At 69.5% G+C, this 15,602-nt stretch carries 18 protein-coding genes; 10 read left to right on the forward strand and 8 right to left on the reverse strand.

All coding sequences use genetic code 11. The features are described from left to right. Nucleotides 1–123: 123 nt before the first annotated feature. Complete coding sequence (locus IFU11_RS11750) at nt 124–522, reverse strand: MerR family transcriptional regulator (protein WP_192019045.1); 399 nt, start codon at nt 520–522, stop codon at nt 124–126. 92 nt (nt 523–614) lie between these two features. Here IFU11_RS11750 and IFU11_RS11755 point away from each other — a divergent pair, with 92 nt between their 5' ends. Then, on the forward strand, nt 615–1,316 hold the full coding sequence (locus IFU11_RS11755) for an SDR family oxidoreductase (RefSeq protein ID WP_192019046.1): 702 nt from the start codon (nt 615–617) through the stop codon (nt 1,314–1,316). A 103-nt stretch (nt 1,317–1,419) separates the two neighbouring features. Here IFU11_RS11755 and IFU11_RS11760 read toward each other — a convergent pair whose 3' ends face one another. From IFU11_RS11760 to IFU11_RS11770, 3 genes are all read right to left on the reverse strand, one after another. After that, nucleotides 1,420–2,109, reverse strand: a complete 690-nt coding sequence (locus IFU11_RS11760) for a M23 family metallopeptidase (protein ID WP_192005900.1) — start codon at nt 2,107–2,109, stop codon at nt 1,420–1,422. Between the two features lie 80 nt (nt 2,110–2,189). After that, nucleotides 2,190–2,963 (reverse strand): M23 family metallopeptidase, encoded by a 774-nt coding sequence (locus IFU11_RS11765; protein WP_192019047.1) that lies wholly within the window; start codon nt 2,961–2,963, stop codon nt 2,190–2,192. 109 nt (nt 2,964–3,072) lie between these two features. Then, nucleotides 3,073–3,453 (reverse strand): hypothetical protein, encoded by a 381-nt coding sequence (locus IFU11_RS11770; RefSeq protein WP_192019048.1) that lies wholly within the window; start codon nt 3,451–3,453, stop codon nt 3,073–3,075. Nucleotides 3,454–3,607: 154 nt separating this feature from the next. On the opposite strand from IFU11_RS11770, the gene IFU11_RS11775 reads away from it, so the two are divergent. From IFU11_RS11775 to IFU11_RS11810, 8 genes are all read left to right on the forward strand, one after another. After that, a complete protein-coding gene (locus IFU11_RS11775; RefSeq protein ID WP_085512825.1) occupies nt 3,608–4,051 on the forward strand; it encodes a helix-turn-helix domain-containing protein in 444 nt (147 codons plus the stop codon). Beyond that, nucleotides 3,996–4,442: an ImmA/IrrE family metallo-endopeptidase gene (locus IFU11_RS11780; protein ID WP_192019049.1), complete on the forward strand. Its 447-nt coding sequence runs from the start codon at nt 3,996–3,998 to the stop codon at nt 4,440–4,442. Before IFU11_RS11775 ends, IFU11_RS11780 begins: the two co-directional genes overlap by 56 nt. Before the next feature lie 21 nt (nt 4,443–4,463). After that, the gene (locus IFU11_RS11785; protein ID WP_192019050.1) at nt 4,464–4,769 is read left to right on the forward strand and encodes a DUF3253 domain-containing protein; all 306 of its coding nucleotides are present in this window, start codon (nt 4,464–4,466) and stop codon (nt 4,767–4,769) included. Nucleotides 4,770–4,827: 58 nt separating this feature from the next. After that, nucleotides 4,828–5,418, forward strand: coding sequence for a histidine phosphatase family protein (locus tag IFU11_RS11790; RefSeq protein WP_124767362.1), 591 nt, complete (start codon nt 4,828–4,830; stop codon nt 5,416–5,418). Continuing rightward, nucleotides 5,415–6,212, forward strand: coding sequence for a sulfite exporter TauE/SafE family protein (locus IFU11_RS11795; RefSeq protein WP_192019051.1), 798 nt, complete (start codon nt 5,415–5,417; stop codon nt 6,210–6,212). The genes IFU11_RS11790 and IFU11_RS11795 overlap by 4 nt, the downstream gene beginning before the upstream one ends. A 63-nt stretch (nt 6,213–6,275) precedes the next feature. Next, nucleotides 6,276–6,725, forward strand: a complete 450-nt coding sequence (locus IFU11_RS11800) for an FAS1-like dehydratase domain-containing protein (RefSeq protein ID WP_192019052.1) — start codon at nt 6,276–6,278, stop codon at nt 6,723–6,725. After that, nucleotides 6,722–7,153, forward strand: coding sequence for a MaoC family dehydratase (locus IFU11_RS11805; protein WP_244631770.1), 432 nt, complete (start codon nt 6,722–6,724; stop codon nt 7,151–7,153). The genes IFU11_RS11800 and IFU11_RS11805 overlap by 4 nt, the downstream gene beginning before the upstream one ends. 11 nt (nt 7,154–7,164) lie before the next feature. Next, nucleotides 7,165–8,301, forward strand: coding sequence for a UDP-N-acetylmuramate dehydrogenase (locus IFU11_RS11810; RefSeq protein WP_192019053.1), 1,137 nt, complete (start codon nt 7,165–7,167; stop codon nt 8,299–8,301). Between the two features lie 46 nt (nt 8,302–8,347). On the opposite strand, the gene IFU11_RS11815 is transcribed toward IFU11_RS11810, so the two are convergent. The 3 genes from IFU11_RS11815 to aceA form a co-directional block, all read right to left on the reverse strand. Further along, nucleotides 8,348–9,559, reverse strand: coding sequence for a pyridoxal phosphate-dependent aminotransferase (locus IFU11_RS11815; RefSeq protein ID WP_138945169.1), 1,212 nt, complete (start codon nt 9,557–9,559; stop codon nt 8,348–8,350). Between the two features lie 121 nt (nt 9,560–9,680). Then, nucleotides 9,681–11,345 (reverse strand): malate synthase A, encoded by a 1,665-nt coding sequence (aceB, locus tag IFU11_RS11820; RefSeq protein WP_192019054.1) that lies wholly within the window; start codon nt 11,343–11,345, stop codon nt 9,681–9,683. A gap of 85 nt (nt 11,346–11,430) precedes the next feature. Beyond that, a complete protein-coding gene (gene aceA, locus IFU11_RS11825) occupies nt 11,431–12,777 on the reverse strand; it encodes an isocitrate lyase (protein WP_192019055.1) in 1,347 nt (448 codons plus the stop codon). 151 nt (nt 12,778–12,928) lie between these two features. Between aceA and IFU11_RS11830 the strand changes: the two genes are divergently transcribed. Further along, nucleotides 12,929–14,422 carry a helix-turn-helix transcriptional regulator gene (locus tag IFU11_RS11830; protein ID WP_192019056.1) on the forward strand — a complete coding sequence of 498 codons (1,494 nt, stop codon included), beginning with the start codon at nt 12,929–12,931 and terminating at the stop codon, nt 14,420–14,422. 60 nt (nt 14,423–14,482) lie between these two features. Here IFU11_RS11830 and IFU11_RS11835 read toward each other — a convergent pair whose 3' ends face one another. Then, nucleotides 14,483–15,556 carry an alkene reductase gene (locus tag IFU11_RS11835; RefSeq protein ID WP_192019057.1) on the reverse strand — a complete coding sequence of 358 codons (1,074 nt, stop codon included), beginning with the start codon at nt 15,554–15,556 and terminating at the stop codon, nt 14,483–14,485. Nucleotides 15,557–15,602 lie beyond the last annotated feature (46 nt).

Consider the following 15,602-nt stretch of genomic DNA (forward strand, 5'->3'; position numbering starts at 1 on the left):
GGAGTCGGGCTCAGGCGTGCCCGACTCGGCTGCCGCGAAGGCGAGCGACCGGTAGCCCTCGACCTCCGACGTGGTCATGGTAGCCGCGATGGGCCGACTCTGCCGGAGCCGTGCCGGATGGCGTCAGGCGGCGTCCATCTCGGCCGGAAGCTCCTCGCGCAGCGCGGGGCAGTGCTCCGGCGTCGGGTGGAGCGTGATGTCGATGACCGTTTCCAAACGGGCGCGTGCTGCTTCGAGGTCGGCCATCTGCGCGGTGATGCGGTCGCGTTCGGTCCGGAGCAGCGCGAGCGACTCCGGCGTCGCGACTCCCGCATCGACACAGGGGAGCAGTTGGACGATCGTGCGGCTCGGCAGCCCGGCGGCGAAGAGCTGCTGCACGAGCTCGACGCGTTCCACCGCCGCTCGTTCATAGGTCCGTTGGCCAGTCGTCGTGCGGGTGGCGGTGAGCAGCCCCTGCTCCTCGTAGTACCGGAGCGAGCGGACGCTCACCCCGGTCCGAGCCGCGAGATCTCCGATGCGCATCGAGCTTCCGTTCCTGGCTTGCACCTGACATTGATGTGAGGTCTTAGCCTAACCAGGCTGCTGCGGGATCGCCCCGCACGCGGAAGGGAATCATGGACATCGCAGGATCCGTCGCACTCGTCACCGGCTCGAACCGGGGCATCGGCCGCCGGTTCGTCGTGCAACTGCTCGAGCGCGGCGCGTCGAAGGTGTACGCCACCGCGCGGCGCCCGGAACTCGTCGACATCCCGGGCGTGGAGGTGCTGCAGCTCGACATCACCGATCAGGCGTCCGTCGCTGCGGCGGCCGAGATCGCGACCGACGTCACGTTGCTCGTCAACAACGCCGGGATCGCGACGCAGGGCTCGATGCTGACCGGCGACCTCGCGGACGCTCGGCGGGAGATGGACACGCACTACTGGGGCAACCTCGCCATGGTGCGTGCGTTCGCGCCGGTGATCGAAGCGAACGGTGGAGGGACGATCGTCAACGTGCTCTCCGCCCTGAGCTGGTTCGCCCACCCCGGCTCCGGCGGATACGCCGCTGCCAAGGCGGCGGAGTGGAACATGACGAACGCGGTCCGCTTGGAACTCGCCTCGAAGGGCATCACGGTGCAGGGCCTCCACCTCGGGGCCGCCGACACCGACATCATGGCCGGCTACGACGGCCCCATGGTCGACCCCGCGGACGTCGCGCGGGCGAGCCTCGACGGCGTCGCGGACGGCGCTTCCGAGGTCGTCGTCGACGACTGGAGCGCCATGGTCAAGGCCTCGCTCGCCCACGACCCTGACGCGTTCTACGCGCAGTTCGCCTGAGCATCGAGCCTGGGCGCTGTGCACGAGACGTGCACGGTGCAGAATGGAGGAAGCCCCCGAGCAGTTACGGTCTGCTCGGGGGCTTCCTCCATTCCGGCGTGGGTTACCGCGCGGCCGCGACGAGGTCGGCGATGCGCTGGCCTCGGGCGTTCGCCTCGGCGACGAGCGTCGTGACCTGGTCCTGGGTCAGGCCGGTGACCTGCCCGTACGCCTTCGTGTTGGCGGCGATGGAGAACCCCTGCCCGCCGCTGGTGGAGGTGTACATCGTGCCGAACGTCTCGGTGACGAGTGCGATGGTGCCGCCTGGCACGCTGATGATCTTGGGCATGTCTGACTCCTTGAGTGGTTGGACGGGGTCCTCGCCGTTCAGGCGAGCGTTGATGAACGGATACGGATCGGTGGTGACGCGGATGTCGGCGTTGTTCCACGTGCCGTCCGCGGTGAAGGTGATGGTGAGGTGCAGATGGGCTCCGCTGGAGGCGGATCCGGTGTTCCCGACGACGCCGACGGGTTCACCACGGACGACCGCCGCGCCGACCTGATGCGGTGAGGCGGCCGCCAGGTGCGAGTAGCCCGAGTACATGCCGTCGGGGTGGGCGATGACCAGGACGTTCCCCAGGGCCGCGTTCCACCGGTTGGCGGAGACGACGCCCGCTGCGACCGCCGGGATCGCGGCTCCGGCGCCGGGCTGGTAGTCCAGCCCGCGGTGCGGTTGGGTCCGTCCGCCGGCCATCGATCCCCAGCCGTCGGCGAGGTCGATCTGAGCGAACGGGTGCTGATACTTGAGAACCATGAGGCTCCTTTCGTGGTGCCGATGGGGATGCCCCCGAGCAGTTACGGTCTGCTCGGGGGCATCGGGTGGGGCTCCTCGGCTCAGAAGCCGATCTTGGTGCCCGGGTAGACGGCCCAGAACGCGTTCCACTGAGCAGTGGTCAGCTGGGACGCGTACTTGTCGCGCAGCGCCGTGTTGTTCGGGTTGGTGGGCGAGATGCCGTAGACCTGCACGTGAGCGGTGATCGCTCCGTCCACGTCCATGTTGCCCGCGAGCTTCACGGCCTTGCCGTCCGGGTACACGAGGGCGATCGCGAGGGTGCCCGCGTTCTCCTTCTGGTAGTCGCGGACGATCGATGCGTTCTTCGTAGCTGCCATTTCGTCGATTTCTTCCTGAGTCGGGGCGGTCGGTCCGCCGGTGTTGCCTGGGTCGTCGCCGTTGAGGCGATCGTTGATGAACTGGATCGGATCGGTGTGATCGATCCAGTGGGAGCCTCCGCCCGTCGCGCCGGACTGGTTGAGCCCGATGGTGAGGTGGAGGTGGGCGCCTTCGGAGTACTCGCCGGTGTCACCGATTCCTCCGAGGATCTGCCCTCGCGTGACGGCGGTGCCGATGGCGAGCGGGGACTGCTGGTACATGTGGCAGTACCCCGAGAACGCGCCGTCAGAGTGCGCCAGGACGACAAGCCATCCGAGCCCTCCGCTCCGGTAGTTCTCGACGACGGTTCCGGCTGCGACCGCGGGAATCGGCTTGCCCTCCGGGAAGCCGTTGAAGTCGGCACCCCGATGGTTTGAGCCGCCGGCTCGTGGAGCGTTGTACCCGTCGCTGCTGTCGTAATGACTGAGGTCATACGGGTATTGGTACTTCAAAACCATGAGCTCTCCCTTCTGTTGATGGAGGAAACGTCCTCCGACGTTCGAACGTGTGTTCGAGTACGACTCTATGGCGATCTCGTCGTCTTGTCCAGTTCATTTTGCCAATCATTCATGAAATTCTTTCTTGAGTGGCAGATTCAGTGCCTGAATCGGGTCGTGCGTGGCGGGGAGTGAATCCTGCGCTCAGTCTCGTCAGGAACCCGTTCACGCCCGGGATCGCCATGATGCGGGCCAGCGCTGCGGCGATCGCCGCCGTCGTGGCCACGGCTGCCGCCGCCCAGGCGTAGACGTCGTCCGGAAGGAGTTCTCGGATCGCCTCCAGGAGTTGTGGCGCGATGATGCTCGCGGTCGTGATGCAAGCCACCGAGCTCAAGATCACGGCCGCGGTCGTCTGGATCACGGTGCGGATGATCCGCTGTGCAGGAAATGGGACGGGCGGTGGTGTCGGTGGTGTGGGCGGTGGTTCCGGTGAGGTCCGGTGTTCGGTCATGGTGCCTCCTCAGGCGTCGTGGGTGGTGGTGTGCGACCCGGATGGTTCCCAGAAGTTGTCTCATCTGGCATCATTCAGGTCGGAGGTGACACTATAGAGCGCATAAGGCAGGTTTTCTGCCGTTCACGACAGGGTTTCTGGCTACGATCGGAACGTGAACGCAGCAGAGGCGATGGTCAATCAGGCGTTGGCGGACGAACTCGTGGCCGCCTACAAGCGGCGACGCATGAATCAGCGCGCCCTGGCTGAGGCGACCGGGATGAGTCCGACGACACTGCAACGTGTCCTCGCCGGTCGCAGCGAGATCAGCGGCCCGACCTTCGTCACGCTCTGCGCGGCGACCGGCGCCGATCCGGTGCGACTCCTGGCCGACGCCCTGCAAGCGGTCGGGGGGATGAGCCGGATCGAGGCCGAACTGCAGGCGAGCGACGATGAGCGTGTGGCTCCGGTGTCGGACACCACTGCTACGAATGACGAGCTGGATCGCAGACGCCGGCAGAGGGAAGCTGCGTCGTGGACGACGGAGCAGTTGGAGGGGGAACGTGGGGCGGCAATCACCGATGGAGAACTGGAGCAACCCGAGCCGGAAGCCCCGTGAGCGCGGGCGCGCCTACGACCCGTATGCGCACGCGGAGGAGCTCGGTCTCGCGGTGATCTTCCGGCCCTTGCGGGTGTCCCATGAGCGCTGGCTGCCGTCCGCGCACACGATCGTCATCCAGGAGTCGCTCCGGTCCGTCCATCGGCGGAACGCCCTCGCCCACGGCATCGCGCACTGCGTGCTCGGCCACGAGGACGACCGACCGAAGCACGAGGTGCAGGCCGACCGGTTCGCCGCATCCAACCTCATCGACCTCGACGAGTTCCGGGCCATCGCGCGGTGGGCACCGGATCTCGAGCACCTCGTCGCGGAACTCGGCGTCACGAAGCGCCTCGCCCAGGCGTTCGTCGCGCAACATGCGGATCTGTCCCGGCACGCCGACCTCGCGTAGCGGCGCGCGCATACTGGGACCATGACCGACGAAGCCGCACCGGACCCGACGCCTGCGGCAGCCGTAGACGACGACCTCCTGGAGTCGACGATGCTCGACCTGCTGGGCAAGCGCGCCGCCACCTCGTCCATCTGTCCGTCGGACGTGGCACGAGCCGTCGGCGGCGACGACTGGCGAGCGCTGATGGACGACACCCGCCGGGTCGCCTGGCGCTTGGTCGACGAGGGCCGGGTGCGGATCACGCAGGGCGACGAGGCGGTGGACCGCGCGACGGTCCGTGGACCCATCCGGATCCGATGGGCGAAGGACGCCGTCGACGAGCAGTGAGCCCCGTGTCGCGGTGAAGGCCGGAAGACCTCGGTCCGACGCCGGTTAGGCTTGAGACATGACCATCGCCCTCATCCGTCACGGACAGACCGCCTGGAACTTCGAACGACGGCTGCAGGGCACGACGGACATCCCCCTGAACGACACCGGGCGGGAGCAGGCGGCCACGGTCGCCCCTCGGCTCACCGGCACCTGGGACGTCGTCGTCAGCTCCCCACTGGGGCGCGCACGCGAGACCGCGCAGATCATCGCCGACGCGCTCGGACTGGAGCTCGGCCCGTCCTATCCCGACGTCATCGAGCGGCACTACGGCGACGCCGAGGGCGCGACGGCGCAGATGGTCCTCGAGAACTGGCCCGACCACCAGTACCCGAACCTCGAGTCCGAGGAGTCGGTGATCGAACGCGGCGTCCGCGGCATCGACGCCATCGCCCGTGACTTCCCCGGCCAGAACGTGCTCGTGGTCAGCCACGGAACGCTCATCCGTCTCACGCTCAGCCACCTCTCGGGTACGACGGTCCCTCCGCTGGAGAACTGCTCCGTGTCGGTCATCGAGGCGACCGACACCGGTTGGTCACTCCTGGACGCCGGTACCGCTCGCACGACGCCCTCGCTCGAGACGGCGCTGTCCGGCTCCAGCGCGCAGTGAGCGGGAGCGACTCGACCGGCCGTCCGGTCCGCACCCCGTCGGGCATCGCCTGGCTGATCGGCATCGGACTGACCGCCGGATTCCTCTCCGGCTTGTTCGGCGTCGGCGGCGGTATCCTCATCGTCCCCGCCGTCGTCTTCCTGCTCGGCTTCGGCCAGCGGCTCGCCGCGGGGACCTCACTCGCGGCGATCGTCCCGACCTCGCTCGTCGGCGTCCTCTCCTACGCGGTGAACGGGACCGTCGACTGGGTGGCGGCGATCCTCCTGGCGATCGGTGCGATCGGCGGGGCACAACTCGGCAGCTACCTCCTCTCCAAGCTCCCCAAGAAGGCGCTCCAGTGGGGCTTCATCGGCTTCCTGCTCGTCGTGGTGGTCTCGCTGTTCCTGATCGTCCCATCCCGCACGGCCGAGATCGATCTGCACGTCGGCTCGATCATCGGCCTCATCGTGCTCGGCTTCCTGACCGGCGTCCTGTCGGGGCTGCTCGGCATCGGCGGCGGGGTCGTCGTCGTGCCGATGCTCATTCTCTTGTTCGGCGCGAGCGACCTCATCGCGAAGGGCACCTCGCTGCTCATGATGGTGCCGACCGCGATCTCCGGCACCATCGGCAACGTCCGGCGAGGCAACGTCGACCTGACGGCCGCAGCGATCATCGGTGTCGCCGCCTGCACGACCACGGCCCTCGGCGCCATCGTCGCGTCGGTCGTCCCGCCGTTCGTCGGCAACCTGCTCTTCGCGGCGTTCCTCGTGGTCATCGCCATCCGCATGGTGTTCCAGGCGCTCAAGCGCTCCTGACCGACCCTCGCCGGTCCATCCGTGCCCGGTCGTCGAGCCGAGGCAGCGGGTAGGCTGGAGGGCGTGTCAGTGAACCCAGAGCTCGCCGGTCGGGTCTTCCCGCCCGTCGCCCCGTACCTGGTCGGACGCGAGAAGATCCGCGAGTTCTCGCGGGCCGTCTTCGCGACGAACCCGATCAACCTCGACCCGGAGGCGGCCCGCGCCGCAGGATACGCCGACGTCGTGGCGCCGCCCACCTTCGCCGTCGTCGTCCAGGAGCACACGCTCCAGCAACTGCTCGCCGCACCCGACGCGGGTATCGACTTCACCCGGGTGGTCCACGGCGACCAGCGCTTCGTGCACCACCGTCCGATCGTCGCCGGCGACGAGCTCACCGCGCAGCTGACCGTCACCGCGGTGAAGTCCCTGGGCGGACACTCGATGGTGACGTGCGACTCGGTCATGACCGATGCCGCCGGCGAGCCCGTGGTCACCGCGACCTCGACGCTCGTGGTGCGAGGAGACGAAGGATGAGCGACGTGCAGCAGACCCCGACCATGCCGGCTGTCGGCGACGTCGTCGCGGAGCGGACCGTCCACCTGACGCGCGACGCCCTCGTGCGGTACGCCGGCGCCTCCGGAGACTTCAACCCCATCCACTACCGCGACGATGTCGCGGCCTCCGTCGGGCTGCCGGGCGTGCTCGCCCACGGCATGCTGACGATGGGGATCGCCGCCCAGCCGGTGGTCGACTGGATCGGCGACCCCGGTCGGGTGCTCGAGTACCAGGTGCGGTTCACCCGACCGGTCGTCGTCGACCCCGAGACCGGCGCCGACCTCCAGATCGTCGCCAAGGTCGGCAAGATCGACGAGGAAGCCAACACCGCGCGCGTCGACCTCACCGTCACCTACGCCGAGCAGACGGTGCTCGGCAAGGCGCAGCTCGTCGTCAGCTTCGCCTGACCCGGAGGACCATGAACGACGCCATCCGTCTGAGCGAGCTCACCACCCTCGGGGTGGGCGGGCCCGCCGCCGCCTTCGTGGAGTGCACGAGCGAGGCTGAGCTGATCGATGCCGTGCTCGACGTCTGGAACACCGACCAGCCGTGGCTGCTGCTTGGCGGCGGGTCGAACCTGCTGATCGGCGACGAGCCCCTCGACGCGACCGTCATCCGGGCGGCGAACCGCGGCATCGAACGCCTCGACGCCCCGTCCGGCCGTGTCCGCCTGAGGGTGCAGGCCGGTGAGGACTGGGATGCGCTCGTCGCCTTCACCGTCGAGCACGGCTGGGCGGGCATCGAGGCACTCTCCGGCATCCCGGGATCCTGCGGGGCTGCGCCCGTGCAGAACATCGGCGCCTACGGGCAGGAGATCGTGTCGTCGCTCGTCGCCGTCGACCTGCTCGACGAGGAGTCGCAGACCGTCGAGCGCGTTCCGGCCGCGGAGCTCGGGCTCGGCTACCGGACCTCGGTCTTGAAGCGCCACGGTGGCGGAGAGCCTGAGCGCTCCGGCGTGGTCGTGGCGATCATCATCGACCTCGACGACGTCGGCGCCGACGGCCTGGCCGCACCGATCGCCTATCAGCAGCTCGCCTTCGCGCTCGGCGTGGAGGTCGGCGAGCAGGTGCGCCTGGCCCAGGTGCGCACGACCGTGCTCGCGCTCCGGGCGTCGAAGGGCATGGTGCTCGACCCCGACGACCCCGACACCGCCAGCGCCGGGTCGTTCTTCACGAACCCGATCGTGTCCGAGCACGTCGCTCGCTCGCTGCCGGGGGACGCCCCGTGGTGGCCGGTGGACCCGGCGGCCGACGACCACACCGAGTACGTCTTCCCGCTCGGCGAGGTCGTCAACCCGCCCCGACCGGCTCCCGTGGAGCGCCTCGCGAAGCTCTCGGCCGCCTGGCTGATCGAGCGGGCCGGTGTCCGTCGCGGGTTCGCGCTCCCCGGATCGCACGCCGCGGTCTCCACGAAGCACACGCTCGCCCTGACGAACCGGGGCGGGGCGACCGCCACCGAGGTCGCCGAGCTCGCGCGATTCGTGCAGGCGCGCGTCCACGCCGAGTTCGGCGTCCTCCTGCAGCCCGAGCCCGTGGTGGTCGGCGCCACGATCTGACGCTGCCGAGGTCCGCTCGCCCGGGGACGAGCGAGCGGACCTCGGGTCAGGACGCGAACAGGCGCTGGAGACGCTGGACGCCCTCGAGCAGCTGGTCGTCGCCGAGTGCGTAGCTGAAGCGCAGGTAGCCGGACGGCCCGAACGCCTCGCCGGGCACGGCCGCGACCTCGGCCTGGTCGAGCATGAGGTCGGCGAGTTCGAGGGACGTCGTGGGCGTCACGCCGCCGAACGTGCGGCCGAGCAGTGCCGTGACGTCGGGGTAGACGTAGAAGGCGCCCTGCGGGGTCGGCGTCTCGAAGCCGTCGATCTTGTTGAGCTCGCCGACGATGAGCTTGCGGCGGCGGTCGAACGCCTCACGCATCGCCTCCGCGGCGTCCTGCGGACCGGTGAGGGCCGCGATCGCCGCGCGCTGCGCGATGTTGTTCACGTTGCCGGAGAGGTGCGACTGGAGGTTGCCGAGCGCCTTGATCGCGTCCGCCGGGCCGACGGTCCACCCCACCCGCCAGCCCGTCATCGCGTACGTCTTGGCCACGCCGTTGACGAGGAGCGTCTGCTCGGCGAGCTCGGGCACCGCTTCGACGATCGACGTCGCGCGGACGCCGTCGTAGGTGAGGTTCTGATAGATCTCGTCGGTGATGACCCAGATGCCGTGCTCGAGCGCCCACTCGCCGATCGCCTTCGTCTGCTCGGGGGAGTAGACGGACCCGGTCGGGTTCGAGGGGGAGACGAACAGGAGGACCTTGGTACGCGGGGTGCGCGCCGCCTCGAGCTGTTCGACGGTGACCTGGTAGTTCTGCGAGGCGTCGGCGAAGACGTCGACCGCGACACCGTCGGCGAGCGCGATGGCCTCGGGGTAGGTGGTCCAGAACGGCGTCGGCACGATGACCTCGTCGCCCGGGTTCAGGAGGACCTGGAACGCCTCGTACACCGACTGCTTGCCGCCGTTGGTGACGATGACCCGGCTCGGGTCGACCTCGAGACCGGAGTCGCGGAGCGTCTTCTCCGCGATGGCGGCGCGGAGGTCCGGCAGGCCGGCCGCTGGGGTGTACCGGTGCGCCTTCGGGTCGCGGGCGGCGACGAGCGCCGCTTCGACGATGTGCTCGGGCGTCGGGAAGTCCGGCTCGCCCGCCGCGTAGGAGATCACGGGTCGGCCTTGCGCCTGCAGCGCCTTCGCCTTCGCGTCCACCTTCAGTGTGGCGGACTCGGCGATCGCTGAGATCTTCGTGGACAGGCGGGGCGTGGGAGTCGATTCAGGCACGAGTCCGAGCGTACCGAACCCGGCATCGAGAGGACAGTGTGTGTCCGACGCCGCGTGCAGCGAGGTGAGGCACTTCGTCGCCCGGTCCGCCGGGGAACGACGACGTGCCTCACCTCGGTCCTCATGCGGGGTCGACGAGGTACCGCGTGTACGCCGGGACGGTGAGGAAGGTCGGGAACTCGTCGCGGAGTGCCACCTCGCGGAACAGCTCGGCAGCGTCGTCGAAGCGGTCGTCCGCGGTGCGGGGGAGCGAGGCGAGGAGCTCGTCGAGGAGGTCCTCGACCCGCTCACGGGTGATCGGACGGCCGTCGTCGGTCGCGACGTCCTGGTGGATCCACTGCCAGACCTGCGATCGACTGATCTCCGCCGTGGCCGCATCCTCCATCAGTCCGTCGATGGCCGCGGCGCCGATCCCCCGGAGCCAGGAGTCGAGGTAGCGGACGGCGATCGACACGTTGTCACGGAGACCGGCGTCCGTGACCGCCCGACCGATGCGCACGTCGAGGAGCTGTGACGGTGTCACCGACACGTCCTCCCGCAGTCGGTCGAGCTGGTTCGGACGATCGCCGAGGACCGCGTCGAACTCGGCCCTGGCTGTCTCGATGAGGTCCGGGTGCGCCACCCAGGTCCCATCGAAGCCGTCGCCCGCCTCGCGGCGCTTGTCGGCTGAGACCTTCTCGATGGCGCGCGCCGTCGCCTCCGGATCGCGCCGGTTCGGGATGAACGCGGACATCCCGCCGATCGCGTGCGCACCGCGGCGGTGGCACGTCTGCACGAGGAGTTCCGTGTAGGCGCGCATGAACGGCACCGTCATCGTCACCTCGCTGCGGTCGGGCAGGACGAACCGGGCACCGCGCCCCCGGTAGTTCTTGATGATCGAGAAGATGTAGTCCCACCGGCCGGCGTTGAGACCGGCGCAGTGGTCGCGGAGCGCGTACAGGATCTCGTCCATCTCGAACGCCGCCGGGAGCGTCTCGATGAGCACGGTGGCGCGGATAGTGCCGTGGTCGAGACCCAGGCGTTCCTCGGTGAACGTGAAGACGTCGTCCCAGAGCTGCGCCTCCTCGCTCGACTCCAACTTCGGGAGGTAGAAGTACGGCCCGCGGCCGGCGTCGATGAGCGGTCGGGCGTTGTGGAAGATGCAGAGGCCGTAGTCGACGAGGCTCCCGGAGGCCGCCATCGCCGCCCCGGATCGGTCGATGAACCGCAGGTGCTTCTCCACGAGGTGCCAGCCGCGCGGGCGCATGACGATCGTCGGCGTCTCCGTCGCGGTGACGCGGTACACCTTCCCCGCCTCGTTCGTGAACGTCAGCTCACCGCGGACGGCGTCGCGCAGCGAGAGCTGACCACCGATGACGTTGGCCCACGTCGGGCTCGTCGCGTCCTCCTGGTCGGCGAGCCAGACGTTCGCACCGGAGTTGAGGGCGTTGATCGTCATCTTCGGATCGGTGGGGCCGGTGATCTCGACCCGGCGGTCCTCGAGACCGGGCCCGGCGCCGGCGACGCGCCAGGAGCGGTCCTCCCGGATCGCCGCGGTGTCGTCGCGGAACCGCGGGTCGCGGCCGTTCCCGATCTCGAAGCGTCGGCGCATGCGCTCGGCGAGGCGGTCGTGCCGCGCACCCGCGAACCGCTGGTGCAGTTCGGCGAGGAAGGCGAGGGCGTCGGGGGTGAGGATCTCCTCGTACCGGTCACCGAGACGACCGACGACCTCGATGGCGGGGCCGGTGCGCTGCGTGGGCACCGGCCCGGTGGTGGGTGTGGACGGGGAAGCGAGCAGGGTGTTCATGGGGTGACTCCGTTTCGGATGGTCGTGCGTCGGATGGGTCCTTCGAGCGGTCCCTGAGCTTGTCGAAGGGCGGGGCTGGTGTGGATCAGTGGAACTGTTGTTCCTCGGTCGATCCGGCGAGGGCGAGGGTGGCGCTGCCGGGGTTGAGGGCGGTCGCGACGAGGTCGAAGTAGCCGGTACCGACTTCCCGCTGGTGCTTGGTGGCGGTGTAGCCGCTGGCTTCCGCAGCGAACTCGGCTTCCTGGAGATCGACGTAGGCGCTCATCGCCCGCTCCTTGTAATCACTCGCCAGCGTGAACATCGAGTGGTTCAACGCGTGGAAGCCGGCGAGGGTGATGAACTGGAACGCGTATCCCATGGCGGCGAGCTCACGCTGGAAGGACGCGATCTGCGCATCGTCGAGGTGCGACTTCCAGTTGAACGACGGCGAGCAGTTGTAGGCGAGCAGCTTGCCCGGGAACCGCTCGTGGACGGCCTCGGCGAACCGACGGGCGAGGTCGAGGTCGGGTTCCGCGGACTCGACCCAGAGCAGGTCGGCGTACTCCGCATAGGCGAGGCCGCGCGCGAGCACCGGACCGATGCCGTTCTCCACCTCGTAGAAGCCCTCCGGGGTCCGGTTCCCGTTCAGGAACGGCAGATCGCGCTCGTCGATGTCGCTCGTGAGGAGCGTGGCTGCCAGCGCATCAGTGCGGGCGATGACGATGGTCGGGACACCGGCGACGTCCGCCGCCAGCCGGGCCGCATTGAGCGTCCGGATGTGCTGGCTCGTCGGCACCAGCACCTTGCCGCCCATGTGGCCGCACTTCTTCTCAGCCGCGAGCTGGTCCTCCCAGTGGACGCCCGCGGCGCCGGCCTGGATCATGCCGGCCATGAGTTCGTAGGCGTTGAGCGGTCCACCGAAGCCGGCTTCGGCGTCGGCGACGATCGGCGCGAGCCAGTCGATCGCCTCGGGTCCCGGCGTCTCCCCGACGGCTCGCTCGGCGAAGTCGATCTGCTCGGCCCGGAGCAGCGCGTTGTTGATCCGCCGGACGACCGCCGGAACCGAGTTCGCCGGGTAGAGGCTCTGATCGGGGTAGGTCTGCCCCGAGAGGTTCGCATCGGCGGCGACCTGCCATCCGGAGAGGTAGATCGCCTGCAGGCCAGCCCTGACCTGCTGCACGGCCTGGTTGCCGGTCAGCGCGCCGAGTGCAGGAACCCACTCCTCGGTGTGGAGGAGGTTCCACAGGCGCTCCGCCCCGCGGCGGGCGAGCGTCGGTTCCTCCCGGACACCGCCGCGCAGGCGGACGACGTCCTCGGCGGTGTAGTCGCGGCGGACCCCGTCCCAGCGCGGGTCGGTGTCCCACTCGCGCTGCAGTTCCTCGGCCGTCTGCGTCTGGTCGCCGGCGCGGAGGGGCGTGCGGTGGTCGGTCGGTCGGGTGGCTTCGTTGCTCACGATGACTCCTGTGGTGTCGAGGTCGGTGGGGCGGGTCGTGCTGTGGGAACGATCCTGCGCTCGCCGCAACCCCGACGGACGTCATCCGTGGACAGAAGAACGGCCGACCTTCTGTTTGCCGGAACAACCGGCGCGTGTGAGCATGATCACCATGACCAGCACCGCCGCTGCTCCACCCGCCTCCGCCACCCCTGGTGACGGACCTGCTCCGCACGCGGACGCCCTCGTCCTCGGTCGCCGGATCCGCGATGCCCGGACCCGTGCGGGCCTCACGCTCGACGACCTCGCGCAGGCGATCGACCGTGCACCGTCCCAGGCGTCGGCGATCGAGAACGGGCATCGGGAGCCGAGCCTGTCGATGCTCCGCGTCATCGCCGCGGCCCTCGGCACCACCGTCGACGACCTCCTCCGTGACGAACCGCCGAGCGACCGGGCCGCGCTCGAGATCGCCGTCGAGCGTGCCCAGCGGGGGCCTGTCTTCTCCGCCCTCGGGATCGCGCCCATCCGCGTCTCGAAAGGGACAGCGGACGAGACGCTGCGCACCGTGCTGGCGCTGCACGACGAGGTCGCCCGCCTGCATCGGGAGCGAGCGGCGACACCCGAGGAGGCGCGCCGGGCCAACGCGGTCCTCCGGGCGGACATGCGCGCGGCCGACAACCACTTCCCCGAGCTCGAGGCCGTCGCGAAAGGACTGCTCGACGCCGTCGGCTACACCGGAGGGCCGGTCTCGCACCAGACGGTCGCGGAGATGGCACAGCACCTCGGGTTCTCGCTCCACTACGTCGGCGACCTGCCGCACTCGACGCGTTCGGTCACCGACCGGCGCAACGGTCGGATCTACCTGCCGACCGAACCCTCGATGTCCCGTGATTCGCGTTCCCCCATCCTCCAGGCGTTCGCCAGTCACCTGTGCGGACACGAGGAGCCGGGAAACTACGCGGACTTTCTGCGGCAGCGCGTCGAGACCAACTACCTGACGGCGGCCATCCTGCTGCCCGAGCGCGACGCCGTGCGCGTCCTCGGTGAGGCGAAACAGCTCCGGCGCATCTCGATGGAGGACCTGCGCGACGCGTTCGCGGTGTCGTACGAGACCGCCGCGCACCGCTTCACCAACCTCGCGACGAGGCACCTCGGGCTCCCGGTGCACTTCATGAAGGTGCACGAGTCGGGGACGATCATCAAGGCGTACGAGAACGACGGGGTGACGTTCCCGTCCGACGTCCTCGGAGCAGTGGAGGGCTCGCTCGTCTGCCGCAACTGGACGGCCAGGACCGTCTTCGACGTCGAGGACCGCTTCAGCCCCTGGTATCAGTACACCGACATGGACACCGGCACCTTCTGGTGCACCTCGCGGATCGAGAAGGCCAAGGAGGGCGAGTACTCGGTCAGCGTCGGCGTCCCGTTCGCGCACGTGAAGTGGTTCCGCGGACGCGAGACGCCGCATCGGTCGACCTCGAACTGCCCCGACGAGCGATGCTGTCGTCGGGCGTCGCCGGCGCTCGCCGAACGGTGGGAGGGGAAGGCCTGGCCGGCGGCGCGGACGCCGACGAGTCTGCTGGCTGCGCTGCCGACCGGATCCTTCCCGGGGGTCGACTCCGTCGAGGTGTACGAGTTCCTCGAGTCGCACGCGCCACGGGCGGACTGAGGTGAGGCACCTCGTCGCCCGACGTGGTGTCGAGCGACGAGGTGCCTCACCTCAGCGTGATCAGCTCGCGAGGCGCGGGTAGTCCGTGTAGCCCTCGGCGCCCGGGCCGTAGAAGGTGGCCGGGTTCGGGGTGTTCTCCTCGTGCTCGCCCGCCCAACGCTCGACGAGGTCGGGGTTCGCGATGGCGAGACGCCCGACGGCGACGGCGTCGGCATGCGCGTGCTCGACGAGGGCGATCGCCTCGTCGCGCGTCGTGACGGTGCCGAAGCCGCTGTTGACGATGAGCTTGCCGCCGAAGTGACCGCGCAGGTCCTGGACGAGCGCGCCGGCCGGGTCCTCGTGGAGGATGCTGACGTAGGCGAGGCCGAGCGGTGCCAGGGCGTCGAGCAGTGCCTCGTAGGTCGCGCGGACGTCGGCCTCGTCGGTCTCCGCCGTGTCACCGGCGCCGTTCATCGGGGAGATGCGGATGCCGACGCGCGCTGCACCGACCGCCTCGGCGACGGCGCTGACGACCTCGGCGACGTACGACGCGCGAGCCTCCGGGCTGCCTCCGGCGCGGTCGTCGCGCACGTTGGAGACGGGGGAGAGGAACTGGTGCAGCAGGTAGCCGTTCGCGGCGTGGAGCTCGACGCCGTCGAGCCCTGCCTCGATCGCGTTGCGAGCCGCCTGGACGAACTCCTCGCGGACCGTGTCGAGCTCCTCGGCGCTCAGCGCGTGCGGGACCGGGTACGGCTGGGCGCCCTCCGGCGTCCGGACCTCGCCGGCGATGGCGATCGCGCTCGGCGCGACGATGCGGTCGGTGCCCGTGATGTCGGTGTGCGAGACGCGGCCGCCGTTCATGAGCTGCATGACGATGAGCCCGCCCGCTCCGTGCACGGCCTCCGCGACGCGACGCCAACCCTCGACCTGCTCGGGGGTGACGATGCCGGGCTGGCCCGGGTAGGAGCGCGACTCGGCGCTCGGGTAGGTGCCCTCCGTGATGATGAGCCCGAGTCCTGCGCGCTGGCTGTAGTGCTCGGCGACGAGGTCGCCGGGGACGCCGTCGGCTCCGGACCGCATGCGGGTGAGCGGGGCCATGACGACGCGGTTGGCGAGTTCGAGGTCGCCGAGTCGGACGGGCGCGAAGAGATCCATACGGGTGATGCCTTTCGTGGGGGATGCGGCTCGCGGAGGACGCGGC

The organism is Plantibacter sp. CFBP 8804 (assembly GCF_014841225.1).
GTDB lineage: Bacteria > Actinomycetota > Actinomycetes > Actinomycetales > Microbacteriaceae > Plantibacter > Plantibacter auratus.